This window comes from Pseudomonas sp. FP2338 (assembly GCF_030687515.1).
In the GTDB taxonomy this organism is placed as follows: domain Bacteria; phylum Pseudomonadota; class Gammaproteobacteria; order Pseudomonadales; family Pseudomonadaceae; genus Aquipseudomonas; species Aquipseudomonas salomonii.
Window position 1 is genome coordinate 3,708,277 of record NZ_CP117436.1, and the last position, 21,558, is coordinate 3,729,834.

General features: G+C 60.0%; 21 protein-coding genes. 19 read left to right on the forward strand and 2 right to left on the reverse strand.

Annotated features, from left to right (window positions below; translation table 11 throughout):
• Genes PSH96_RS16535 through PSH96_RS16585 form a run of 11 tightly spaced genes read left to right on the forward strand, consistent with a single transcriptional unit; the run spans window position 1 to window position 13,756 of the window.
• Complete coding sequence (locus PSH96_RS16535) at window positions 1-870, forward strand: UbiA family prenyltransferase (RefSeq protein WP_305460088.1); 870 nt, start codon at window positions 1-3, stop codon at window positions 868-870.
• Entirely contained in the window at window positions 867-1,550 is a 684-nt protein-coding gene (locus PSH96_RS16540) for an EboA domain-containing protein (RefSeq protein ID WP_305453929.1), read from the forward strand. Before PSH96_RS16535 ends, PSH96_RS16540 begins: the two co-directional genes overlap by 4 nt.
• A 32-nt stretch (window positions 1,551-1,582) precedes the next feature.
• Entirely contained in the window at window positions 1,583-2,467 is an 885-nt protein-coding gene (locus PSH96_RS16545) for a TatD family hydrolase (RefSeq protein ID WP_305453930.1), read from the forward strand.
• Window positions 2,464-3,684, forward strand: a complete 1,221-nt coding sequence (eboE, locus tag PSH96_RS16550) for a metabolite traffic protein EboE (protein ID WP_305453931.1) — start codon at window positions 2,464-2,466, stop codon at window positions 3,682-3,684. The genes PSH96_RS16545 and eboE overlap by 4 nt, the downstream gene beginning before the upstream one ends.
• Complete coding sequence (locus tag PSH96_RS16555; RefSeq protein ID WP_236372011.1) at window positions 3,674-5,110, forward strand: alkaline phosphatase family protein; 1,437 nt, start codon at window positions 3,674-3,676, stop codon at window positions 5,108-5,110. The genes eboE and PSH96_RS16555 overlap by 11 nt, the downstream gene beginning before the upstream one ends.
• Complete coding sequence (locus tag PSH96_RS16560; RefSeq protein WP_305453932.1) at window positions 5,089-6,228, forward strand: hypothetical protein; 1,140 nt, start codon at window positions 5,089-5,091, stop codon at window positions 6,226-6,228. Before PSH96_RS16555 ends, PSH96_RS16560 begins: the two co-directional genes overlap by 22 nt.
• Window positions 6,229-6,238: 10 nt before the next feature.
• The gene (locus PSH96_RS16565) at window positions 6,239-8,602 is read left to right on the forward strand and encodes a hypothetical protein (RefSeq protein WP_305453933.1); all 2,364 of its coding nucleotides are present in this window, start codon (window positions 6,239-6,241) and stop codon (window positions 8,600-8,602) included.
• Window positions 8,603-8,661: 59 nt separating this feature from the next.
• Window positions 8,662-9,585, forward strand: a complete 924-nt coding sequence (locus PSH96_RS16570; protein ID WP_305453934.1) for a hypothetical protein — start codon at window positions 8,662-8,664, stop codon at window positions 9,583-9,585.
• An 11-nt stretch (window positions 9,586-9,596) separates the two neighbouring features.
• Window positions 9,597-10,883, forward strand: a complete 1,287-nt coding sequence (locus tag PSH96_RS16575; protein ID WP_305453935.1) for a hypothetical protein — start codon at window positions 9,597-9,599, stop codon at window positions 10,881-10,883.
• Between the two features lie 3 nt (window positions 10,884-10,886).
• A complete protein-coding gene (locus tag PSH96_RS16580; RefSeq protein WP_305453936.1) occupies window positions 10,887-12,695 on the forward strand; it encodes a hypothetical protein in 1,809 nt (602 codons plus the stop codon).
• Between the two features lie 11 nt (window positions 12,696-12,706).
• Window positions 12,707-13,756, forward strand: a complete 1,050-nt coding sequence (locus PSH96_RS16585) for a hypothetical protein (protein ID WP_305453937.1) — start codon at window positions 12,707-12,709, stop codon at window positions 13,754-13,756.
• 8 nt (window positions 13,757-13,764) lie between these two features.
• Here PSH96_RS16585 and PSH96_RS16590 read toward each other — a convergent pair whose 3' ends face one another.
• The gene (locus PSH96_RS16590; protein WP_305453938.1) at window positions 13,765-14,061 is read right to left on the reverse strand and encodes a putative quinol monooxygenase; all 297 of its coding nucleotides are present in this window, start codon (window positions 14,059-14,061) and stop codon (window positions 13,765-13,767) included.
• Between the two features lie 402 nt (window positions 14,062-14,463).
• Between PSH96_RS16590 and PSH96_RS16595 the strand changes: the two genes are divergently transcribed.
• The 4 genes from PSH96_RS16595 (at window position 14,464) to PSH96_RS16610 (ending at window position 17,761) form a co-directional block, all read left to right on the forward strand.
• The gene (locus PSH96_RS16595; RefSeq protein WP_017136550.1) at window positions 14,464-14,844 is read left to right on the forward strand and encodes a DUF1090 family protein; all 381 of its coding nucleotides are present in this window, start codon (window positions 14,464-14,466) and stop codon (window positions 14,842-14,844) included.
• Between the two features lie 135 nt (window positions 14,845-14,979).
• The gene (locus PSH96_RS16600; protein WP_305453939.1) at window positions 14,980-15,543 is read left to right on the forward strand and encodes a hypothetical protein; all 564 of its coding nucleotides are present in this window, start codon (window positions 14,980-14,982) and stop codon (window positions 15,541-15,543) included.
• A gap of 56 nt (window positions 15,544-15,599) precedes the next feature.
• Window positions 15,600-15,965 (forward strand): hypothetical protein, encoded by a 366-nt coding sequence (locus tag PSH96_RS16605; RefSeq protein WP_236372001.1) that lies wholly within the window; start codon window positions 15,600-15,602, stop codon window positions 15,963-15,965.
• Between the two features lie 350 nt (window positions 15,966-16,315).
• Window positions 16,316-17,761: a serralysin family metalloprotease gene (locus PSH96_RS16610; RefSeq protein ID WP_305453940.1), complete on the forward strand. Its 1,446-nt coding sequence runs from the start codon at window positions 16,316-16,318 to the stop codon at window positions 17,759-17,761.
• A 783-nt stretch (window positions 17,762-18,544) separates the two neighbouring features.
• Here the strand turns inward: PSH96_RS16610 and PSH96_RS16615 are convergent.
• Window positions 18,545-18,877 carry an RDD family protein gene (locus tag PSH96_RS16615; protein WP_305453941.1) on the reverse strand — a complete coding sequence of 111 codons (333 nt, stop codon included), beginning with the start codon at window positions 18,875-18,877 and terminating at the stop codon, window positions 18,545-18,547.
• 288 nt (window positions 18,878-19,165) lie between these two features.
• Here PSH96_RS16615 and PSH96_RS16620 point away from each other — a divergent pair, with 288 nt between their 5' ends.
• From PSH96_RS16620 to PSH96_RS16635, 4 genes are all read left to right on the forward strand, one after another.
• Window positions 19,166-19,384 carry a hypothetical protein gene (locus PSH96_RS16620; protein ID WP_305453942.1) on the forward strand — a complete coding sequence of 73 codons (219 nt, stop codon included), beginning with the start codon at window positions 19,166-19,168 and terminating at the stop codon, window positions 19,382-19,384.
• 144 nt (window positions 19,385-19,528) lie between these two features.
• On the forward strand, window positions 19,529-19,960 hold the full coding sequence (locus tag PSH96_RS16625; RefSeq protein ID WP_305453943.1) for a hypothetical protein: 432 nt from the start codon (window positions 19,529-19,531) through the stop codon (window positions 19,958-19,960).
• A gap of 110 nt (window positions 19,961-20,070) precedes the next feature.
• Window positions 20,071-20,397, forward strand: a complete 327-nt coding sequence (locus tag PSH96_RS16630; protein WP_305453944.1) for a DUF2388 domain-containing protein — start codon at window positions 20,071-20,073, stop codon at window positions 20,395-20,397.
• A 214-nt stretch (window positions 20,398-20,611) separates the two neighbouring features.
• Window positions 20,612-21,022 (forward strand): VOC family protein, encoded by a 411-nt coding sequence (locus PSH96_RS16635; RefSeq protein WP_305453945.1) that lies wholly within the window; start codon window positions 20,612-20,614, stop codon window positions 21,020-21,022.
• The last annotated feature ends 536 nt before the right edge of the window (window positions 21,023-21,558 follow it).

Here is a 21,558-nt window from a genome sequence, read left to right on the forward strand (position 1 = left end):
ATGAAAACCTGGATGACCCTCGGCCGCGTGTCCAACCTGCCCACGGTGTGGACCAACACCCTGGCCGCCGCCCTGCTCGCCAGCAGCGCCGGGGCCCTGGCACCGCCGTCGTCGCTGGTGTGGGGGCTGCTGCTGGTCACCTTATCGCTGCTGTACCTGGCCGGGATGTTCTTGAATGACCTGCTCGATGCCGACTGGGACGCGCAACACCACAACCCGCGCCCCATCACCCTGGGACTTGCCAGCCGCCAGCAAGTCGGCGTAGCCACAGCCTTGCTGCTGGTACTCGCGGCAGCGGCGGTGCTGGGCCTGAGCCGCTTGATCGACACGCCGCATTGGCTGCTCGGCGGCGTGGTGCTGCTGGTGGGCTGCATCTTCGGCTACAACCTGCTGCATAAAAAATATGCGCACAGCGTGTGGCTGATGGGCGCCTGCCGCTCGGCGCTGTACCTCACCGCCGCCGCCAGCCTGGCGGTGCCACCGGAGCCGATCTGGCTGTGCGCGATTCTACTCGGCGTGTACATCAGCGGCCTGACCTACCTGGCCCGCCAGGAGCACCGCAACCAACTGATCAGCCGCCTGCCACTGCTGTTGATGCTCAGCCCGCTGGCCCTGGCGTTCTACTCCAGCAACCTGTGGTTCTGGCCGGTATTGCTGCTGTGGCTGGGCTGGTTGGGCTGGCATTACTGGAAACACCTGGCCCACCCGCAACAGCGCCAGGTGCGCGCGTTTATCGGCGCAGGTTTGGCCGCGCTGCCGTTGTTCGATGCACTGGTGCTGGCGGTGGCCAACCAGCCGTTGGGCAGCCTGGTGTGTGTGCTGGTGTTTTTCCTGCTTCCCCACTTTCAGCGCTGGATCAAGCCGACATGAACATGCGCCCGGATTACCTCGCCGACCTTCGCTTGAGCCTCACTCAACAGCTGGATGCCACGCAACTGCATTGGTGGTTGCAGGCACATGCACAGCTTGAAGCGCAACCGAACGCCTCCACGGCGGCGCTGTTGAGCGGGCAGTGCAAACGCCAGTTGCCTGCCGCTGTTGTCGCGCCAGCCCGGGCACTGGTGGTGGCCAAGGCGCTGGAGCACACGTCGGCAGACGATCACCTGCCGCTGCTGCGCCAACTGTTCCTGTGGGGCGATGACCAGGAAAAAATCGCCCTGCTCAGCGCCCTCGACTGGCTCGACCGCGACGGGCTGTGCCTGGAGCTGGCGTTGCAGGCCGGGCGCACCAGCAACCCGCAGGTGTTTGCCGCGCTCGCCCTCGACACCACCTACCCGTCACGTCATTACCCGGAACGCGCCTTTCACCAGTTGGTGCTCAAGGCGCTCGGCATGGGCCTCGACATCGGGCGCCTGGTGAACCTGGCGCAACACCACAGCGTGACTCTCAACCAGCTCGCCCTCGACCTGCTCGACGAACAGCTCGCCGCCTCGCGCACCGTATCCCCTGGCTTGCCCAAAGCGATCGCCTTTGACCTGCTCAGCCCGGCGCAATTACAGCGCCTGCGCGGCCTGAGCCTGCCGCCCGAATGGCACGCCCACCTGAACTGATGCACATCGCCTTCCCTTGACGAGGATTCACCATGTTCAAGTACTTCGATCCGCATATCCATATGGTCAGCCGCACCACCGACGACTACCAGAACATGGCCGCCGCCGGCATCACCGGGGTCATCGAGCCGGCGTTCTGGCAAGGCCAGGCGCGCACCAGCCTGGGCAGTTTCGTCGACTATTTCGACACGCTGCTGGGCTGGGAACGCTTTCGCGCGAGCATGTTCGGCATCCACCACTTCTGCACCATCGGCCTGAACCCCAAGGAGGCCAATGACCTGTCGATTGCCAATGAAGTGCTGGAGATTCTGCCGCGTTACCTGGTCAAGGATGGCGTGGTGGCGGTGGGTGAAATCGGCTACGACGACATCACCCCCGAAGAGGACCGCTTCCTCGCCGCGCAACTGGAACTGGCCAAGCAATTCAACCTGCCGGTGCTGGTGCACACGCCGCATCGCGACAAGATCGGCGGCACCAAACGCACCCTCGCCGTCATCCGCGAAGTGGGGATTGCCGAACACCTGGTGATCATCGACCACCTCAACGAACTGACCTTGCCGCTGGTGCTCGACAGCGACTGCTGGCGCGGCCATTCGATCTACCCCAACACCAAGATGTCGGAGCAGCGCATGGTCGCGTTGCTGCAGGAGTACGGCACCGAAAAAATGGTGGTCAACAGCGCGGCGGACTGGGGCATCAGCGACCCGCTCAAGGTGCCCAAGACCGGCCAGGCGATGCTCGCAGCCGGGTTCAGTGAAGCCCAGGTGGAACAGGTGCTGTTCCATAACCCGGTGGACTTTTTTGCCCAGAGCGGCCAGCTCGACAAGGCACTGGTGAGCACGCCGCTGCCCATCGACCAGCGCAAGCAATGGCAGGAAAACTCGGCCCTGCGTGGCCAGGACCCGGTGGTCAAATGAGCGCCGCCAACGGCTGGACGGCCAGCCAGATCGGCTATTGCAGCAATGTGCACCCGGACCGCGACCTGGCCGCGCTGCGCGCCTCCATCACCGAGCATTTTCAGGGTGTGCGCACCTTGCGCGGGCTGGCGCAACAAGACAGCGGCCTGTGGATCTGCGCCCAGGCGGCGGCGCAATTACAGCACGCCGCGGCGCGCACGCAGTTTGTGCAGTTGCTTAAGGAGAGCGGCGTGCGCCTGACCTCACTGAACGGGTTTCCCTATGGCGACTTCCACAAAGGCGCGGTGAAAGCCGAGGTGTATTTGCCCAGCTGGGCCGACCCGCAGCGGCTGGCTTACAGCCTGGACCTGGCGCACATCCTTGCCCACGCCCTGCCCGACGATTGCCACCAAGGGGTGATTTCCACGGTGCCGCTGGGCTATGCCGCGACCTGGAGCAAAGCGCGGCAACTGCGCGCCGATGAACACCTCAGCCAGCTCACGGAGGCACTTGCCGCGCTGCACAGCAAAACCGGCAAGAAAATTGTGTTTTGCCTGGAGATGGAGCCCGACTGCGTGCTGGAAACCACCGAGCAGACCCTCGCCTTCTTCCAGCGCCGGCAGGTCATGGACCCAAACCATGCCTACCTGGCGCTGTGTTTTGATGTGTGCCACCAAGCGGTGATGTACGAGGATTGTTATCAATCCCTGGACCGGCTGCGTAACGCTGGCGTGCCGGTGGGCAAGATCCAGCTGTCCAACGCGATGATCTGCCACTTGCCGCCCGACGATGCCACGCGGCGCGAAGCCGTGCTCGACACCCTCGCAAGCTTTGCCGAAGCCACCTACCTGCACCAGGTCAAGGCACTCGACGCACAGGGCGGCCGTGTGGCCTGGCCCGACCTGCCTGCGGCCCTGCAGGCGTGCGCCGGGTTCAACGAGCTGCGCATTCACTTCCATATCCCGCTGTTCAGCGAACACCTGTTGTTGCCCGAACTGCGCGGCAGCCAGGTGGCTCTGGCCGAGACCTTCGACTACCTGGCCGCCCACCCCGAGTTCCGCCCGGTGCTGGAGGTGGAAACCTACAGCTGGGGCGTGCTGCCCGCGCAACTGCGGCCCACCACGCAACAGGCGCAGCTGGACGGTATCGCCGCCGAGCTGCGTTGGGTCGAGGGCCAATTGCGCCAGCGCAACCTGCTGCAAACCCTGATGCAGGAGGCGTATGCCGATGCGCTCTGAGCAACCGCTGCTGCTGATCAATGTGGTCGGGCTGACGCCGTCGCTGCTGGGTGAGGCGACGCCGCAGATCAACGCGCTGCTCAAGACCGCCAAGATGGCCAGCCTGCAACCTGTGTTCCCTGCCGTGACGTCCACGGTGCAAGCCTCGATCCTCACCGGCGCGCCGCCGTCGCAGCATGGGATTGTCGGCAATGGCTGGTACTTTCGCGACCAGGCTGAAGTGCGTTTCTGGCTGCAACCCAATGCGCTGATCCAGGGCGAAAAGGTCTGGCACACCCTCAAGCGTGAAATGCCGGGCTTTCGCTGCAGCCAGCTGTTCTGGTGGTACAACATGTACGCCGATGTGGACGCCTCCATCACACCGCGCCCGCATTACCCGGCCGATGGGCGCAAACAATTTGGCCTGTATTCGTCGCCGCCCGGTTTGCATGAGCAGATCGAGGCGCAGATTGGCGAGTTCCCCTTCCATGGTTTTTGGGGGCCGGCGGCGGGCATCGCGTCGAGCCGCTGGATTGTCGAGTGCGCCATGGCCGAGTTCCAGATCAGCCGGCCGCACCTGCAATTGATCTACCTGCCGCACCTTGATTACAGCTTGCAGCGCGTGGGGCCTGAGCACCCGTCGATTGCTGATGAAGTGCGCGCCATCGACCACGAAGTCGGGCGTTTGCTGGCCTTCGCCGAGGCGCAGGGCGCGGCGGTGATGCTGCTGTCTGAGTACGGCATCGAAGCCGTCGCGCAGTCGGTGTCGATCAACCGCGTGCTGCGCGCCGAAGGCCTGTTGCAGGTACGCCAATCCTTGAGCTGGGAATTGCTCGACCCCGGCGCCAGCGCGGCGTTTGCGGTGGCGGACCATCAGGTCGCGCATGTCTACGTAAAGCACGCGCAAGACATTCCGCGCGTCAAAGCCTTGTTGCAGCGCCAGCCCGGTATCGAGCAGGTGCTGGACAAGGCCGAACAACGCGCCTGGCAGCTCGACCACCCACGCAGCGGCGAGCTGGTGGCCGTGGCTGCGGCCGGGTTCTGGTTCGATTACTACTACTGGCTGGATGAGCGCAAAGCGCCGGATTTTGCGCGCACCGTGGACATTCACCGCAAGCCCGGCTACGACCCGGTCGAGCTGTTTATCGACCCGGCCATTCGCTTGCCCAAGCTCAAAGTGGCGCGCCGCCTGCTGCAAAAAAAGCTCGGTTTTCGCTACTACATGGACCTGATCCCACTGGACACGGGGCTAGTCCGTGGCAGCCATGGCCGCCTGCCCACCAGCGCGCAGACCGGCCCACTGCTGATCACCAATTGCGACCTGGCGTTGCCGCAGCAACTGGCGGCGACGGCAGTCAAGCAACTGCTCCTGGAGCACTTCCTGGGGCGCCCTCACCTCGAACTGGCGAATGCCAAGGAGCTTTCATGCGGCGAGCCTTATCTATAACGGTCCTGAGTGCACTGGCCGGATTGGCCCAGGCACAGGACACCAACCCCTTCGACTGCAGCAACTTTTTGCAGTTTGGAGGCAATATCGACGCCACCCGGGCCGCCTTCACCCAAGGCCCCGACACCCTCGCCTGGAACTGGTTCGCCTGCCTGAACCAGCCCGCCGGCGCGCAAAGCCCCGACCGGGTCTGGGAAACCCTGAAACCGTCGGACCAGGTCTACCTGCCTAACGGCGCCCAACCGCTGCCCTATGGCCAAAGCGTGCCGCCACCCGCCGCCGTGCTGACCCAGGCCCAGGCGATGGGCATGAACCCCAACCGCATCTTGCATAACCTCAACGCCACGCAACAGGTGGACGGGTTGATCCTGCAAATGGGCGGCCAGGTGCCGGCGGCCGAAAAAGGCCAGGCAGTGCGCTTCCAACTGCTGATGGGCCAGGACACCTTCAACTACATCCTGCAGCAGAAGGTTTACAACGTGAATGGCCAGGCCGCACTCACCAGCGACCTGAACTTCCCCTCCACCGCCTGGGAGTTGAAAGCCGCGTGGCTGTGGATCGGTAACGACACGGCCTACCAGCAACAATTGGCCAGCCAGGGTTACTACATTGCCCAGGCCTACTACCAGCAGGGCAAGCAGTATCAGGTCGGCTATGCGGCGTTGAGCGGCTTGCATGTGATCAACAAGCTGAACCCGGACTGGGTGTGGACCACCTTCGAAAACCGTAACAACAGCCAGTACACGGTGACCAACGCCGCCCCCGCCGCGCCCATGACCAACAGCACCGGGCCGACAGCGGCGGCGCAGCCGGTGAACGCCACCTTCCAGGCGCAATACCCGGCGTTGGCGCAGTACGAGTTGATCGGTGTGCAATCCAACACCACGCCAACGTTATTGGCCAACTCCCAGCTGGAATCGGCCTTCCAGAGCCAGTCTTCGTGCTTCGCCTGCCATGGCACCGCCGCTTACTCGCCCAAGCAGGGCTACTTCAATTTCGCCTTGAACAAAGACGGCGGCATCGTCTACCCCACCGCGCCGCTGCCCGCCTCCGACTTTGTCGGCTACCACAAACTGGACTTTGTCTGGTCGCTCAAACGCGCCCAGTGGCAACGCTAAGGAGCCTCACATGAGCGTCTTGAATTTCCCGCGTATCTACCTGGGCGGCCATATGTTCTGGAACCCGCCGACCGCCAACAACAACGACATGTACCCGCTGTACGATGCGGTAAAAATGCAGATGAACTGGCCGTTCTTGAAGGCCTTCGACATTACCCCGTTGAACGCCGCCAGCACCTTGCTGCCCTGGACCATCGCCCCGCTGCCGCCCGCCAGCGTGCCCGATTACGTGATGCAGGTGCCAGGCAACGCCGCGCAGTTGACCACGCCGATGATCCCCGGCGAGTGGAACCTGTTTGGCGACAATGCCTGCGGCACCGTGAGCTATAACCAGACGCAGTCGGTGATCACCGGCGGCGAGTTGCCGGGCGGTGGTTATGTGAGCCAGGACCCGCTGATCAACCAGAGCTTCCAATTGCTCGGCAACCCCTTCGGTGGTGCCCCCAGTTCACCGGCGCGCTTTGTTGACGTGAGCCCCTGGCAGAACACCTTCACCGCGCTGTACTTCGACAAGCTGGTGCTGGGCAATACCGCGTGCGGCCTGACGCTCAATCGCCAGTTCCGCATGCTCGACCGTTTCCTCAACTTCAACTGGGCCAACCTCGGCGGCCTGGCCTACGTGACCACCACCTGGCAAACCTGTTTCCCCAAAGAGAACCTGGAATGGGTGATCGGCAATTCAGCCTTGCTGCAAAACCTGCAAACCCAGATGGCGCAGCAAAATGCCAAGGGTTTGATGTTCCGTTTTTCGACCTACCTGACGTGCTACGACAAGAACGGCATCCTCAACAACTACCCGCCCATCGACACTCACTCTTCCAGCGCCGCAGCCCAGGCTCAGGTGCAGGCCATGTACCAACAGGGGCTGGATAACGTCGGCGATATTTTCTTCAACCCGGCCTATAGCCGCACGGTCGGCACCCTGGGCCTGTGGCTCGACGATGAGTTCCCCACCGCCCCCGCCGGCAGGCGCCTGGTGCCGGCGAGCGCAGTGCCCATCTACAAGACCTCGCCGGGCACCGCCACCCAGGCGCAGCTCGGGGTGATCTCGGCGCAGGCCCATGACAATACCTTGTCGCTGGACTTGGGCAATGCCTTTCCGTTCTACCCGATCGACAAGACGGCCGACATTCCGGTCGCGGCCAAATTCCAGGCCGGCAATTACCAGATTGGCATCCGCCAGGGCACGCAATTCAGCCCGCTGGCCAGTTTTGGTTATGACGATTATCAGCAGGCGGCCTTCGACAAACGCTCGGGCATCCTCGACCTGCCGCTGGGCGTGGACGCCCAGGCACTCCTGCAAACCGGCACCCTGGAACTGCAACAGCCCGGCACCACGCCCGTGATTGCCGCGACCCAGCAGATGTGGACCGCCGAAGTCATCGAAAGCGCGAGCTTTATCGACGTGGGTGACACCAGAACCCTGCAAGTGATGGTGCAATACGACGGCCTGCCCGCACCTGCCGGCACCACCTTGTGGGTGGCCGAATACGGCAATGCCTACATGCTGTGTACCACCGATTATTACCTGGCCTTCAGCAATGCGGCGAACTTCACGCTGTTTAATAACGACCCGGCCAACCCGACTAAAAACAGCGCCAATTGGCCGCAATTCCAAGGCGCAACCCCGCTGCGCAGTCACGTGACCGAGGGCACCGGCCGCCAATTGATGGCCACGCGGCTGGCGGTGTCGGCCGATCAAATGACGCCGGTGACCTACCAGGAATTTTTACCGACGCCTGCCGCCGTCGCCTTAAGCCCGACGCTCACGTTCGCCAACCCGATCGCCATGCAGGGCACCTTGCAAGACCCGCTTAACAGTACGGTGCAATACAGCCTGGCGAAGATCCAGACCGACGCCAATGGCATCGCCAACCTGACCGTCACCGCCCAGGCGCCGGGCTTTCCGACCTTGCGTTTCTTTGTGCAGGAAGGTCAGCAGGCCCCGGCAATCCCGTTCAGCTTCCCGCTGCCCACGGCCTTCACCGACTTCCTCGCCCCGCTGCGCGTGCTGCCGCTGGAGCCGCAGATGCAGCAGAACTTCGTGGATGCCTGGAACCTGATTTATCAGCGCGCAGATGCCGGCCAACTGATCTGGGAGACCTTCATCTACCCCTTCATCCTGCAGCCGTTTTATTACCTGTACCCGATCATGAGCAAGTACATGCCGCTCAATTCCCTGCCGCGCATTGAGGGCGCGGTGGACCAGCTGATTGTGTTGATCAGCAAGCCCTATCAGGAAGAAAGCACCCTGGCGATGCCCATCACCCGGGACATGCCGCAAAGCCGTCGAGCCGTGCTGGAGCTGTGGGCGAACGCCCTGGTGAAACGCAACTACCCACCCGTGCAACTGAGCATGAGCGACTACCACTAAGCCACACACAAGAGCGCCGGGTGGCCCCACGGCTGCCCGGCACCCCACAGGAGTGCCCCATGAACACCAGCCTTTTGAGCCGACTGTTGCTGCTGCTTGTGCTGCTCAGCCCCGCCGCGTTTGCCGCCGACGACAGCGGCGCCGTGTACTTCACCAATGGTGTGCACAACAGCGAAGGGTGCAATGCGCAGAACGGCAACTGCATCGCCAAACGCGCGCCCGGCGAGCCGTCCGATCCGTTTTTCCCGGCGCAATGGATCAGCGACTGGACCATGTACCGGGTCATCAACAACTACGCGAAAAACCCGCCGCCCTACAGCAACCCGCCTTCAACCCTCACACCTGCCGACTACACGGTCTCGCGCGGGACGAGCTATTACGACACCACCTATATCCCGCCGGATGGCGACGGCTTCGGTGCGACGATGGAGCACTACGAGAAATACTGCCTGCCGATCTTCCCGATCAAGAACAACAACTACACCTGCTCATTCGTGTCCCTGGGCAACAAGGCGTACTTTTTGACTTACCCGCAGGACCGCCCGAAAGACATGCCGGCCTGCTGCATGTTTTCGCCGATGAACCACCCGCCGCGCCAGGACTTTATCAAGCACCTGCCCTACAGCGCCGAGCACAGCAAAGCCCTCAACGCCAGCGTGCAGGCCTACGCCCTGGACCTGCAATCACCGTCGGGGCCGATCCTGTTTGGTTATGCCTTTAACAAGCGCCAGACCGGCGCACCGCCCTACCGCGCGCCGCAGTCGTTCTTCTTTTCCGGGGACACCAGCGTGGCCAATGCGCCGATCGTGAGCCAGAACTACACCAACTTCCGTATCGCCAAACCCGACCCCAGGCAGACCTGGGACCAAGTGGCCGCGATGTGCCCGTCGAACCCGCCGCCGTGCCAGTTGTTCGAGCCGCCGGCGTCCCGGAGCAGCGGCCATAACGCGCAGTGGAACCAACTGATGCAGCGTAAGCCTTGAGGAAGATCATCATGAAAACCCTACTGAGTGTGATGCTGCTGGGGCTGGTCAGCCTGCCGACCCTGGCGCGCGAAGAACCGCAGCCGTCGATGCTGGCCACACAGCTCAACTGCCAGCCGCCCACCAGCGCCCCCGCCGCCAATGCGCCGCAGGAACAGTTCGATCAATACAGCTGGCAGATGTTTGTGGCCCTGAACTGGCCGGCCCAGGATGGGCAGCGCGGCACGCCCAACTGCAACAAACAACCGGGGGATTCGGGCTACACCGTGTGGCAAACCTACAAGACCGTCAGTGAGATCTTCCTGCCGGGCGCCGCCAACCCTGGGCCGTGGAACAGCCCGCTGACGGCGCGCAGCCTGGGCATTATCAATATTGCCGCGTTGAAGAACAGTTCGCTGGTCAACTCCATCGACCAGGCGGTCGGCGGCTGGCTGATCGACCAGGCGGGCAACCCGACCTACTACGATATCTCGGCCAACCAGGCGTCCTATAACTACATTGTCGGCAACCGCTTCTACAATGCGAATGTGGTGTCCAAGGCCAATAACATCAGCTTTCCCAACGGGGTGATCGAGATCAAATCGAGCTGGCGCATCCTCACACCCAGGGACAACGCCAGCCATTACCTGACCCAGATTGCGCGCGTGGCCACGTTCAATAATCAGGGCCAACGTACCGGCGTGACCGAGGCGTATCTGGGGCTGGTGGGCTTGCACATTATCACCAAGGTCAATGGCTACCCGCAGTGGATCTGGTCGACCTTCGAGCAGATCGAAAACGTGCCGCCCAAGGCCAAGGTCAATGGCCAGTGGGTCGATCAACCGGTGTCCGGTACCGCGTACTCCTACTACAACCCTATGGCCCCGGCTGCCACGCTCAACCAGTCGCCGTGCAACTGGCAGACCCAGGGCACGCAACTGGTCTGTGTGCCCAAGCCCGGCACCACGTTCAAGACGCCGAACCCGCTCAACCGCGTCACGCCGATTGCCGACGCCACAGGCTGGGTGAATGCCAACTACCAGGCCAACCCCGGCCTGCAACGCAGCGTCTTGAAGTACTACCAGCTCATCACCACCCAGCGCCCGCTGATGCCCAACAACCCGAGCAACCCGCTGGGCCAGCCGACGCCGGCGCTGTCGGCCAACGTGACCATGGAGAGCTATATCCAGCCCAACAGCAGCTGCATGAACTGCCACTCCATGGCGACGCCGGTGAAGAGCCCGTTCAAGTCTGACTTCTCGTACCTGTTCAAATTTGCCAACCCGCCTGTCACCCCACACGCCACGGACAAGGAATAGACCATGAGCATCCTCAATGGACCACGACTGAATTTCTGGGGCGGCATCCGCACGGACGTGAGCTTGCCGAACAACTCGCCGACCATCCCGTTCAATGGCAACCCGAACTGGCCGCTGTTTGACCTGACCACCTCGACCCTGGCGCCGGGTGCGCAGTCTTATACCGATGACCAGTTGAACAACATGATCAACGCGCCAGCAGGCAATTACTACACGGCCGGCGGCTGGAACCACTACGGCCAGCACGTGGTGGACATGCAGAATGCCTTGATCAGCTCCCAGGGTGTGCCAGGCAACATCAGCACCACCGGCGACATGATTGGCCAGCCGGTGTACCTGCTCGGTTCGGTAGACCCAGTGACCGGCCAAGGCCCGGTCTCCGGCCCGATGATGGTGGACCTGGACCCCAGCGCCTCGACCACCACGCAGATTTTTGTGGGTGGCCTGCAAATTGGCGGCAACGACAATATCCAGTTGCTGATCCGCAACAATACGGTGTGCAGCAGTTACGACGTGACCACCCGCGTGCTCGACCCGGCCAAAATGGACGCACCGGGCTCGTTCCATGCCAGTGGCACGTTCCAGCTGACCTTCCCATTGAGCAGTATCGTCAGTTGGAACCAGAACAGCGCAGGCCTCAAGGCGATCATCCAGGCGCCGGGGGCGACGGGCATTGTCTTGCGTTTTGTGATGTTCGAGATGTGCCCGCAGATGACCACGGCGCAGTTGGACGCTGATTACGCCGCCGGTAAATACACGCCGAACCCGAGCATCGGCCGGGTGATCGGCACTCTGGCCCCGGCGTTCGCCGGCGAACTGCCGGGCTGCCAACCGGGCCGCCAGATCATCAACCAGGCCACGGGCAATGCCGCCTACGCGGCGCTGGGCAACAACGGTTTGCTGAGCCTCGACATGGTCAACGTTATCCCCAAGCAAACCTTCCGCGCCGTGCGCGATGACATCACCAGCCCCATCGGGCCGAATGCCAATTACGGGCCGGTGACCATTGCCGCCGGTGCCGCGCCGCTGACGACGCTCAACCCCGTCGCCAGCCCGCTGGTCAATTACTACGTGTACGGCGGCATCGTCGACCTGCCCCTGAGTACCAGCCAACAGCAAGCCGTGCGAACCACCGCGTTGAACATCACTGCGCCCAATGCAGTGAACGGTAAAAAACTCAACGCCACCGAAGCGACGTACCGGGTGTCTGCCGACCAGCGCAATGTGTACCTGGAGGACTACCCCACTGGTTTGACCATCACCTTGCGCGTCAGCTACCTGGGCGGACCGGTGCCCAACGCCACCAAGGTGAGCCTCGCAGCCAGCGCGCCGGGGGCTTACGATCAAAAGCAGTATTTTGACTTCCTTAACTTCCCCACGTCTCTGACCGTGAATGCCGGGCAACAGACGGTGAGCTTCCCGGTCACGCTCAAAAGCGGCAGTGCCGGCCAGGCCGGTTTTGTCGCGCTGACTTGCACAGCCAACGGCGTGGACGATGGCGCCTTCTTCACCAACTTGCGCAAATACGCCCAGACTGATTTCGGCATAGCCAAGGGCAGCACCATCACCTGGGCACAGGTTTACCCGAACGTGTTGCGCTTTCACTACCTGGCCTTCCCCGCCATGTCGCGCTACGTACCGCTCAACCAGCCCGACGCGATCATGGCCGCGAAAAACGCGATTTTGGCGCGCACCTCGGACGCCTACAAAGGCACCACGCTGTTCATGCCGGTCGTGCGCTCGATGTCGCCGGCCCAACGGGCATTGTTGCGCGCCTACCTCACCGGCAGCCCATGGCAGCCGCCGCAATAGGAGCACAGCCCATGACCTTGCATATCCCGGCGCAACCCATTGAGGCGCTGCGCCCCAGCACACTGATCGCCGAGGGCCTGCTCAACCCGCGCGGCCTGTGCCTGCAAGACGACGGCAGCCTGCTGCTGGCCGAAGCCGGCGCCGGCCTGGCGGACCAGCCGTTCAGCGGCCGCATCAGCCACCTGCAACCCGACCCTGCACGGCCTGGCGAATACTTGCCCGGCGACGTCATCGCCCACGGCTTTCGCAGCATGAACATGCAGGCGCGCATGCTGCGCGATGAAATCATGGGCGTGTCGGACATCGCCTGCGGTGAGGGGCGTTGCCTGGCCAGCCTGACCGACTATGTCGGCGGCTCGCAACTGCTCGATCTGCACTACAACCCGCCTGAGCCGGTGTTTCACAGTCGAGGCAATTTGAATGCGCTGTGCTACCACCCCACCCGCCACAGCTGGCTGGCGGTAAAGCCGGATACCAATCAACTGGTGGAATTCACTGAAGGCCGGGACGAACGGGTGCTGGCGCAACTGCCGGAACTCGATCAGGGCCAGGACGCCGTGCCCGTGACACTGGTATACGAACCGCAGACAGAAGCCGTGCTGATCAGCCTGTTCTCCGGCGAGCTGCACCGCGACCCGACGCGCAAGGGCATCGACTTCGCCGACTTTGCCGGCCAAGTGATTCGCGTGTATCCGGCCAGCGGGCAAGTCGAGGTGGTGATACGTGGCCTGCAATTGCCCACGGGCCTGGCGTTGTGCCCAAGCGGCAGGTTGCTGGTGCTGGAGCTGTGCAGCCACCTGCAGCAACCGCTGCTGCCGGACTGGAACGGCGAGCCGCTGCACGGCGGCTTTACTCGGTTCAGTGGTCGTCTGCTGCGTTGCGACCTGCACACACGGAAGGTCGAAGTGCTGGTGCGCGGCCTGGATACGCCGTCCAACTTATGCGTGGTGCCGGGCGCCGTACTGGTCAGCGAAGGCATGGGGTTGACCGGTCGGCACATCCCGACGCCTACCGATACGGTGGTGCCATTAAGCGGCAAGATAAGGCGGGTGCCGCTCTGAAAGCGACCTTATACCGCGTCCTCCAATAGCAAAACGGTCGCAGGCCCGGCACGAAACGATGGATTGTGCTGGGCCGCTGCGACCATATGAGGGGCGACATGGTGGGCGTCCAATGCGGCCTTTGACGCCCACTTTTCGATGAGGACGAAACTGTCGGGGTTGCCCACCACGGGATGCAAATCATAGTGCAGGCACCCGTGCTCGGCCCGCACCTTGGGCGCCAGCGCCTGGAACGCTGCCAACTGCTGCGAGCCCTTGCCGGGCTGGGTATTGATCATCACGACAAGCCGCACTTCATTGGACATGAACACACCGTTGCTTAGATTGGGTAAGGAAGGCGCACAGTACGTGAGCATGATGCCTGGGTGCAAAAAACATAATGCACACACGGTTTTCACGCGGTTTTCACAGTGGCGAGCCTAGCCTGAACTCAGCTCCTAAGTGAACACCTTTTAAGCCCGCGCCCCCATCGTGGGCTTTTCTTTGTCTGATTTACGTGCGGGCCGAGCGGTTAGAGGTGTAGACAGCCCAGGCCATGTCCCGCCAACACCGTGAAGGCATTCACACTTCTGCAACGCCAGTGTTGAAGCAGAAAAAAAGCCCCAATAGTATTTCCCTCCACCCGAGCGCTCACTCTTATACGGATATTGCTCTGCGCCAGCTCGGGCGCTGACACGTGTGCAGGCAATCAAACATTGAGGTTTGCCATGCGTCTTACCCAACTCGCACCCGCCGCCGCCCTGTTCAGCCTGTTTACCCTGCCCGCCCACGCCGCCGACCTGACAGCCCTGACGGGCGCCCTGTCCTCCGCCCTGGGTGGCAGCAGCAACAATACCGTCAACACCACTACCAACAACGCCTCCTGCCAGCAGCAGATCCGCGACCTGCAGGCCAACATCAATGCAGCCAACGCCAAAGGCGACACCTTGCGCGCGACAGCCTTTCAGGCGGCCCTGACGCAAACCAACAAAAGCTGCAGTAACGCGCGCTACAACACTCAAGCGCAGGTGGATACCAACCCACAACACCAGCAGAACGTGAACAAGGCTGCGGATGCGATTAATGCCATCGGTGGTTTGTTCAAGTAAGTCGAAAAGTGATGTGAGAAGAGCCCGCGGTTGCGGGCTTTTTTATGCCTGCTCTTTGGCTGCCTGCTGCGTACTGCCCGATACGATAGACATGCTTTAATGGGCGCCATATCACCACAGCAAAGGAATTGCCCGATGAACAAATATCTCCTGTGCTCGCTATTGGCGCTGGTTGCGGGCTGCAGCACGGGGCCTTATCTGCATCCGGAGTCTTCTGTGGGCCAGAATGCCGTACTCTCACGTACCTGCCCCGGTGCACACGCGGCCATGAGCTTTACGGCACAACCAGAGAAACTCAACTGGGTTCGCGTGCTGGTGTATGTGGCGCCACCGGGCACGCGCAGTTGGCCAGGCAATGTGAAGTCAACCGACACCGAACTTCGCCTGTTCGGCCGCCTCTATAAACCGAGCCAGGGCTACACAAAAACGCCGCTTTGGGTAAGTGCCGCATCGCCTGAAGTGAGCGTGCAATTGGCATCCGGGCGGACTTACCGGGTCAGCGTCGAGCAGTTGAAAACGGGGTTCGACCCCGCGCAAATATCCAGCTCCGACACTCAAGGCACACCCTTGGGTAAAGGTGACATGGACGACTTTACGCTGACCTTCCCGGACATCTTCGTCAATGAAGAAAAAGTCCCCATGGCGCCGATTCACTTTAAAAAGCGTGAAGAGCATTATGCGCCGGTGTTCAACTGCTGAGTTGAATCGCCACGCGGTTATAAACCGGTGATTGTTGATTGTTAAGGATATTTCAAATGAACGGACGCACCTTGCTGGTCGTTATGTTGCTTGCCCACCCCACCCTATCCGTTGCAGCCACCCAACCTGGTGACGGGAAGGTACTCGGGGCAAGCGACGGCCTGATGTACTCCCGGGCGCAATTCACCTGCGGGACGCTGCCCGCCGATCTTGTTGCCGATTACGTAAAGGCATCCAAGCTGATTGCAGGGCCTAGCGCGGAATACGATGAAGGCTATGAACAAGTCGTCTCCCGAGGGGAACGCAATTGGCCGGCCATCCCGAGCGCTGAGCAGCGAGCACTCGAATGCCAGAAGTCCAAAGAGGACCTGGCAATCAAGGTGAAGTTGGCACAACGCTGGTTTCCTGAGGCTTACAAGTAAGGGCTGGAATCACTGCACTATTATTTTTCAGACAGGATAGCCCTTGCTTGCGCCGTAAAGCCGGGGATCGTTGATGACGCCCAACACCCTGCCTTTGCACGGCCGAATGGAGTTATTACCACCCGCTCATGTTTATCTAACGGAGTGCCCGCTCCCTAGTCAGCGACCTCTCGCCAAATTGAGGCCCGCAAAATATTTAAGGATATTTCAATACGTTATATATTATATTTAATTTTTAAATAACACTAAACGCCTAACTCCATTATAAAGATCAACACAACAAGAAAACAGCGAACACGTGATAAGCCTATAGCCCTCCACGCTCAATGGACACGAAGGAATGTAAACTTATGGCTGTCTCAACGAAAAATCTTGTTAATCCAACTACCTCTTCGGCAAGCTTCCAAACCAGTGATGACTACCAAAGCCTCCTGAGTTTTTCACACGCGTATGATCGAGGAGGATTTTATATAAATGGCAAGCCGTCTTACACTGTTGCGCAGGCCGCTGATGAAATAACCCGAGGCGGTTACTATTGGGGCGACAATGACCATAACGGCAAATACAATTTCACCTACAGCTTTCTGACCTCAGAAAGTAAATCTTACGCCGCCGAGAAAGTTTCCGGCTTCACCGCTTTCAACGCACAACAAAAGTCCCAGGCAGCCCTTTCGTTTCAATCCTGGTCGGACGTCGCCAATATCTCATTCCGTGAATCTAAAAGCGGAGGCGATGCCCATATATCCTTGGGCAACTATAGCAATGATCTGCAGCATGGCGGTGCCCGGTCGGCTTTCGCGTTCTACCCAAACAATAGCGGAAACAGTGACGCATTGTTTTATACCAATAAAAGCTACCAGGAAAATTTAACGCCAGCGAACGGCAATTACGGCCGTCAAACGCTAACCCATGAAATTGGTCACACGCTTGGCCTGCAACACCCAGGCGCCTACGATGCCAGCGTGGGTCAGCCGTCCTATTCGGATGCTAAATATGCCGAAGATACACACGGTTACTCCGTGATGAGTTACTGGAACGAGAGCAACACCAACCAGAACTTCAGTAAAGGTGGGGGCGAAGCCTATGCAGCGGGCCCGCTGATCGACGACATTGCTGCGATCCAGAAGCTCTACGGCGCCAACTACGCCACCCGCGCCGGCGACACTACTTACGGGTTCAACTCCAACACCGGTCGGGATTTCTACAGCGCCACCTCCAATGCCGACAAGCTGGTGTTCTCGGTATGGGACGGTGGCGGCAACGACACCCTGGACTTCTCCGGCTTCACCCAGAACCAGAAGATCAACCTCAATGAAGGCGCGTTCTCCGACATCGGCGGCCTGGTGGGTAACGTGTCTATCGCCAAGGGCGTTACCCTCGAAAACGCTTTTGGTGGCGCGGGCAACGACCTGATCATTGGCAACAACACGGCCAACATCATCAAAGGCGGTGCCGGCAACGACATCATCTACGGCGGTGGCGGTGCGGACCAACTGTGGGGCGGCGCCGGCAACGACACGTTTGTATATGGTGCCAGTTCCGATTCCAGGCCAGGGGCTGCAGACAGGATTTTTGATTTTACCTCGGGTTCGGACAAGATCGACCTGTCGGGCATTACCAAAGGTGCAGGCTTGAGCTTCGTCAATGCATTCACCGGGCATACCGGCGATGCGGTGCTGAGCTATGCCTCGGGTACCAACCTGGGCACCTTGGCGGTGGACTTCTCCGGGCACGGCGTGGCCGATTTCCTCGTCACCACCGTGGGCCAGGCGGCCATCAGCGACATCGTGGCGTGATGTAAAGCGCGGCGCTCCGGCGCCGCGTTCTGAGGAGCCAGAAGTGGATTCTGGCCTTTAGACTAATTGTCGTAGAAGTACCACATTACAGCTATCACGGTGGCAACCCATCCGAAGGTAAGCAAAAATGATAGACCTGCGAGCCGCTTATCCATGGTGCCCTATCAAAAACCAGATGATCGCAATACGAACGCCTCGAATCAGACGCCTCGAATCAGAGTAGTTCAGTGCTCTCAGTGTGCAATGGCATGTGCCTGGCGATCAGTCCCTGGTCGACAGTGCTGGTGATTACCATAGCTCAATGAGCGGGAACATCAGGAACCTTTTCCAAAATCTGGAATCAGTGCTGCTTGCTTTTACATCAATCCGTTTGCGAGCGCCCAGCATGATCCTGAGAAACACCTTACTGTACATTGCGCTTGTCGCCGCCGGCTTCCTTGCCGGGTATGCAGCGAAACCAACCGGTGAACTTCAAGTAACAGCCGGCCAACTCATAGAGTGTGGCCGGGTAATCATGCCGACTCTCGGTATGTAAGCCCTGCGTAATTCTTCTCGCGCGCCTGGTCAGCTATTCTGGCTCGGTCATACGCTGTGCCTAACGCTACCGTTCTTTTGGATGCAAAAAGCCCAGCACGGGCTGGGCTCTTTTTTCGTAAATATTAAGAAGCTTCGGATTTTGCAGCAACGGTCACCGCTATTTCAACCGGACCACTATCGTGGACGCGAGCATGTCGCCTAAGCGTTTGCGTGAGCCAAAGAAAATAAAAATCCAGTCCAAAATGCTCAAAACAGGCGTAGTGATATTGCGCATAAACGATTGATACAGATTGCAACAAGGTGGCTGCGCTCGTCAATAACTGACATCCCCAGCAGTTTTTTACCCACGCTTTGACCATTGGGCATGGCGTCTGAAAACAAGTAATACGCCGCGGCGGACCCTATAGCCAGAATCCCGACCGCGTCTGGAGAGACACCCACAAACTCTGCGGCTCTTCCCACGGCAAATAAAACAACAAAGGTGATTAAGGAGTCAATCCACTGACCGCCCAACCGCCGTCCCAATCCGGCCAAGTTGTCTGCCTTTCGGTACTCGCTTTGAGGGGTGCTCACTTCCATGCGTTAACGCTCCAATAGTGTTCGATTTCAAATAGTTCAAAATGCCAAAACTTAGCGCGGATACGCTCTACGGCGACACAAAAACAACCCGCTCACGGCCCACAGCATGCAGGTCAGTACGGTCTAAGCCCATTCGGTGCTCGAGGTTCAATACCGTGAAACGATGGCCTTGGCGGCGCGAGCGCTCAGCGCTGCCGATGAAAGTAACGAGAAGGGAATGTGCTTGTATCACGAGCCGTAGACGCCCAAAGTGGACTGGCGGTGGCATTCAGGGATAACACTTAAGGCATGACAACATGGCGAAATCAGAGCTTTTGGAGCAAGGTCGGGGTCATTGCCTGGCTGACGCTCCTCATGGTCATTCCTGGCGCTAGCGACGCAGGCTGGTTGGACGCAGGCTCGTCCAATCGTAAGCGAGTCTTCAGCCGTGGCTTCATTGTGCTGTGCGCCATTGTGGTAGTGGTTGAGCTGATAGTGCTGAACCACTTCTATGGGGTGCGAAGATGAGGTGAAGGCGGTGCGCTTATATCTTGTTACAACTATTCACCTGCAGGCACCGCCCGCAAAGAACTTCAAACTTTTGTCCTAGTCCCAATGCCAGGCGTGCTTTAAACCGTGAGCGCCTGCTGACAACCCATAGAGGTTCACAAAATGAAAATGACACTGCCCGTCCTATTTTTGGGCGTCCTCATTTCGCAAGGAGCGATGGCTGCCGGAGATGGCACAGCCGGCCTTGGAGGCGGCGTTGGTGGTGCACTTGGCAACATCGTAGGTCAACAGCTCGGCGGCTCGACGGGCGCGGCGGTAGGCGCAGGCGTAGGTGGTGCCGCCGGCAGTGCTGTCGGTGCTCAAAAAGGCAATAGAGCGGAAGCTGCATTGGGTGGAGGAATCGGCGGCGCGGGTGGCTCATTGATTGGTAATCGCCTCGGCGGTACAACCGGCTCGACGATCGGTGCAGGTCTCGGCGGCGCGGCGGGTGGCGCGCTGGGAAACAACCTGGCGGACGATGAAAGCAATCATCGATCCGATGGTAGAAAGCACAAAGGCAACAACAAGCATAAACACAAGAACAAGCATCGTTAGGTTCTGACGCTGTTACATCGAAGCCCGGCCCAGCGCCGGGCTTCTTGTTTCTGGCAGGCGCCCTGCTCTGCTATCGTGGCCCGCTCTGATCGCAGTGGAAGCATCGAAGAATGAATTCATGGAAGACTTTGGCAATCGCCTTACTGGCATCGGTCAGCACACAGGCCGTATCAGGCGACAACGTCAACCCTGTCGCTGCAGGAATATTTATCACCATTTCCTTGCCAACCATTTTAATTGGGGCAACCACATCCCTCACCACCGAGCCGCCAAAGATTTTCAAGTCAGCCAAGACTGACGCACTGACGTTCATAGGTTCGGACGGCGAGATTCGCGGAGCACAGTTCGAGCAAGCCTCCCGACACTATCGATTGAGCTACAGGTCACCCCTTATGTCCGATATGCAACTCGCCAAGGCGATCGCAACGTCCTATTGAGCGCAACCTTTCACATCCCTTTCACACTCGGGCGCTTATGGTTACCCCAGCTCCTAGAGAACATCCCTTTAAGCCCGCTAATCCCCATCGCGGGCTTTTCTTTGTCTGCGATTTGGAGAGCCGAGACTCACCCTCGTCTTACCCGACGAGCGCTATACACGCCCACCTTCAAAATGACACGATAACGCCTTGCCTTCGTAAGCAGGAATACAGGATGTTCAGTCACGTAACCGTTGGGACAAACGATCTTGATAAGGCGTCTAGCTTCTATGACGCGGTGCTGATCCCCTTGGGGCTCTGTCGTCGGCCTGTAACCCCTGATGGCGGGCCACCTTCGGCATGCTGGATCAAGCCAGGTAGCGCTCTCCCTCGCTTTTATGTGTACAGCCCTTATGACCGCAATGAGGCCGGAGCAGGGAATGGCAGCATGGTGGCTTTCACTGCACCCTCTACAAGTGCGGTAGATAGCGCCTATGCAGCCGGGCTTCTTGCAGGTGGGTCTGATGAAGGTGAACCTGGCCAACGCCCCCACTATGGTGACGGTTACTACGGTGCGTACCTGCGTGATCCAGATGGCAACAAGGTGCACATCGCTCATCGTGGAGATTTGCATGTGGCGGGATAGGCGCCGCTCATCGTACTCGCTTGAAGCCCGCCAAAGAGAAAGCCGATAGGGTGTTGGCAGTCAGCACTCGCCAGATCCAGCTCCGTGATATCCGCCCGGAATGATGCGGAAACGATCAGTCTCTGAGCCGACGCTCAGCCCAAACCCCAGAAACGCAAAAGCCCCGCAATCGCGGGGCTTTCGTGTAAATCTTGGCGGGAAACCAGGGATTCGAACCCTGGAGACGCTATTAACGTCCGCCGGTTTTCAAGACTGCCGCGTTAACTATACAAATCAATACGTTAGCTATGGATCGTTTCCGCACTTGAACGCTTTTTACTGGTCTGTAAGCCCCGCAGATCAAAGGGCACATGCACAGTTGCGGAAATGATTTACCCTCTTCCGGCGTCCTGCCGACCGAACACAAACCAACAAACAGCCCTACGCCTGATGAGACATATCGTACGGCCGCGTTCGGCCAGAAGCGGATGTAATAGCGTTTCTCTCTTCCCACCTGTATGAGGTGCCGGACGTCTAGCCGACACTCCCCAACGCGT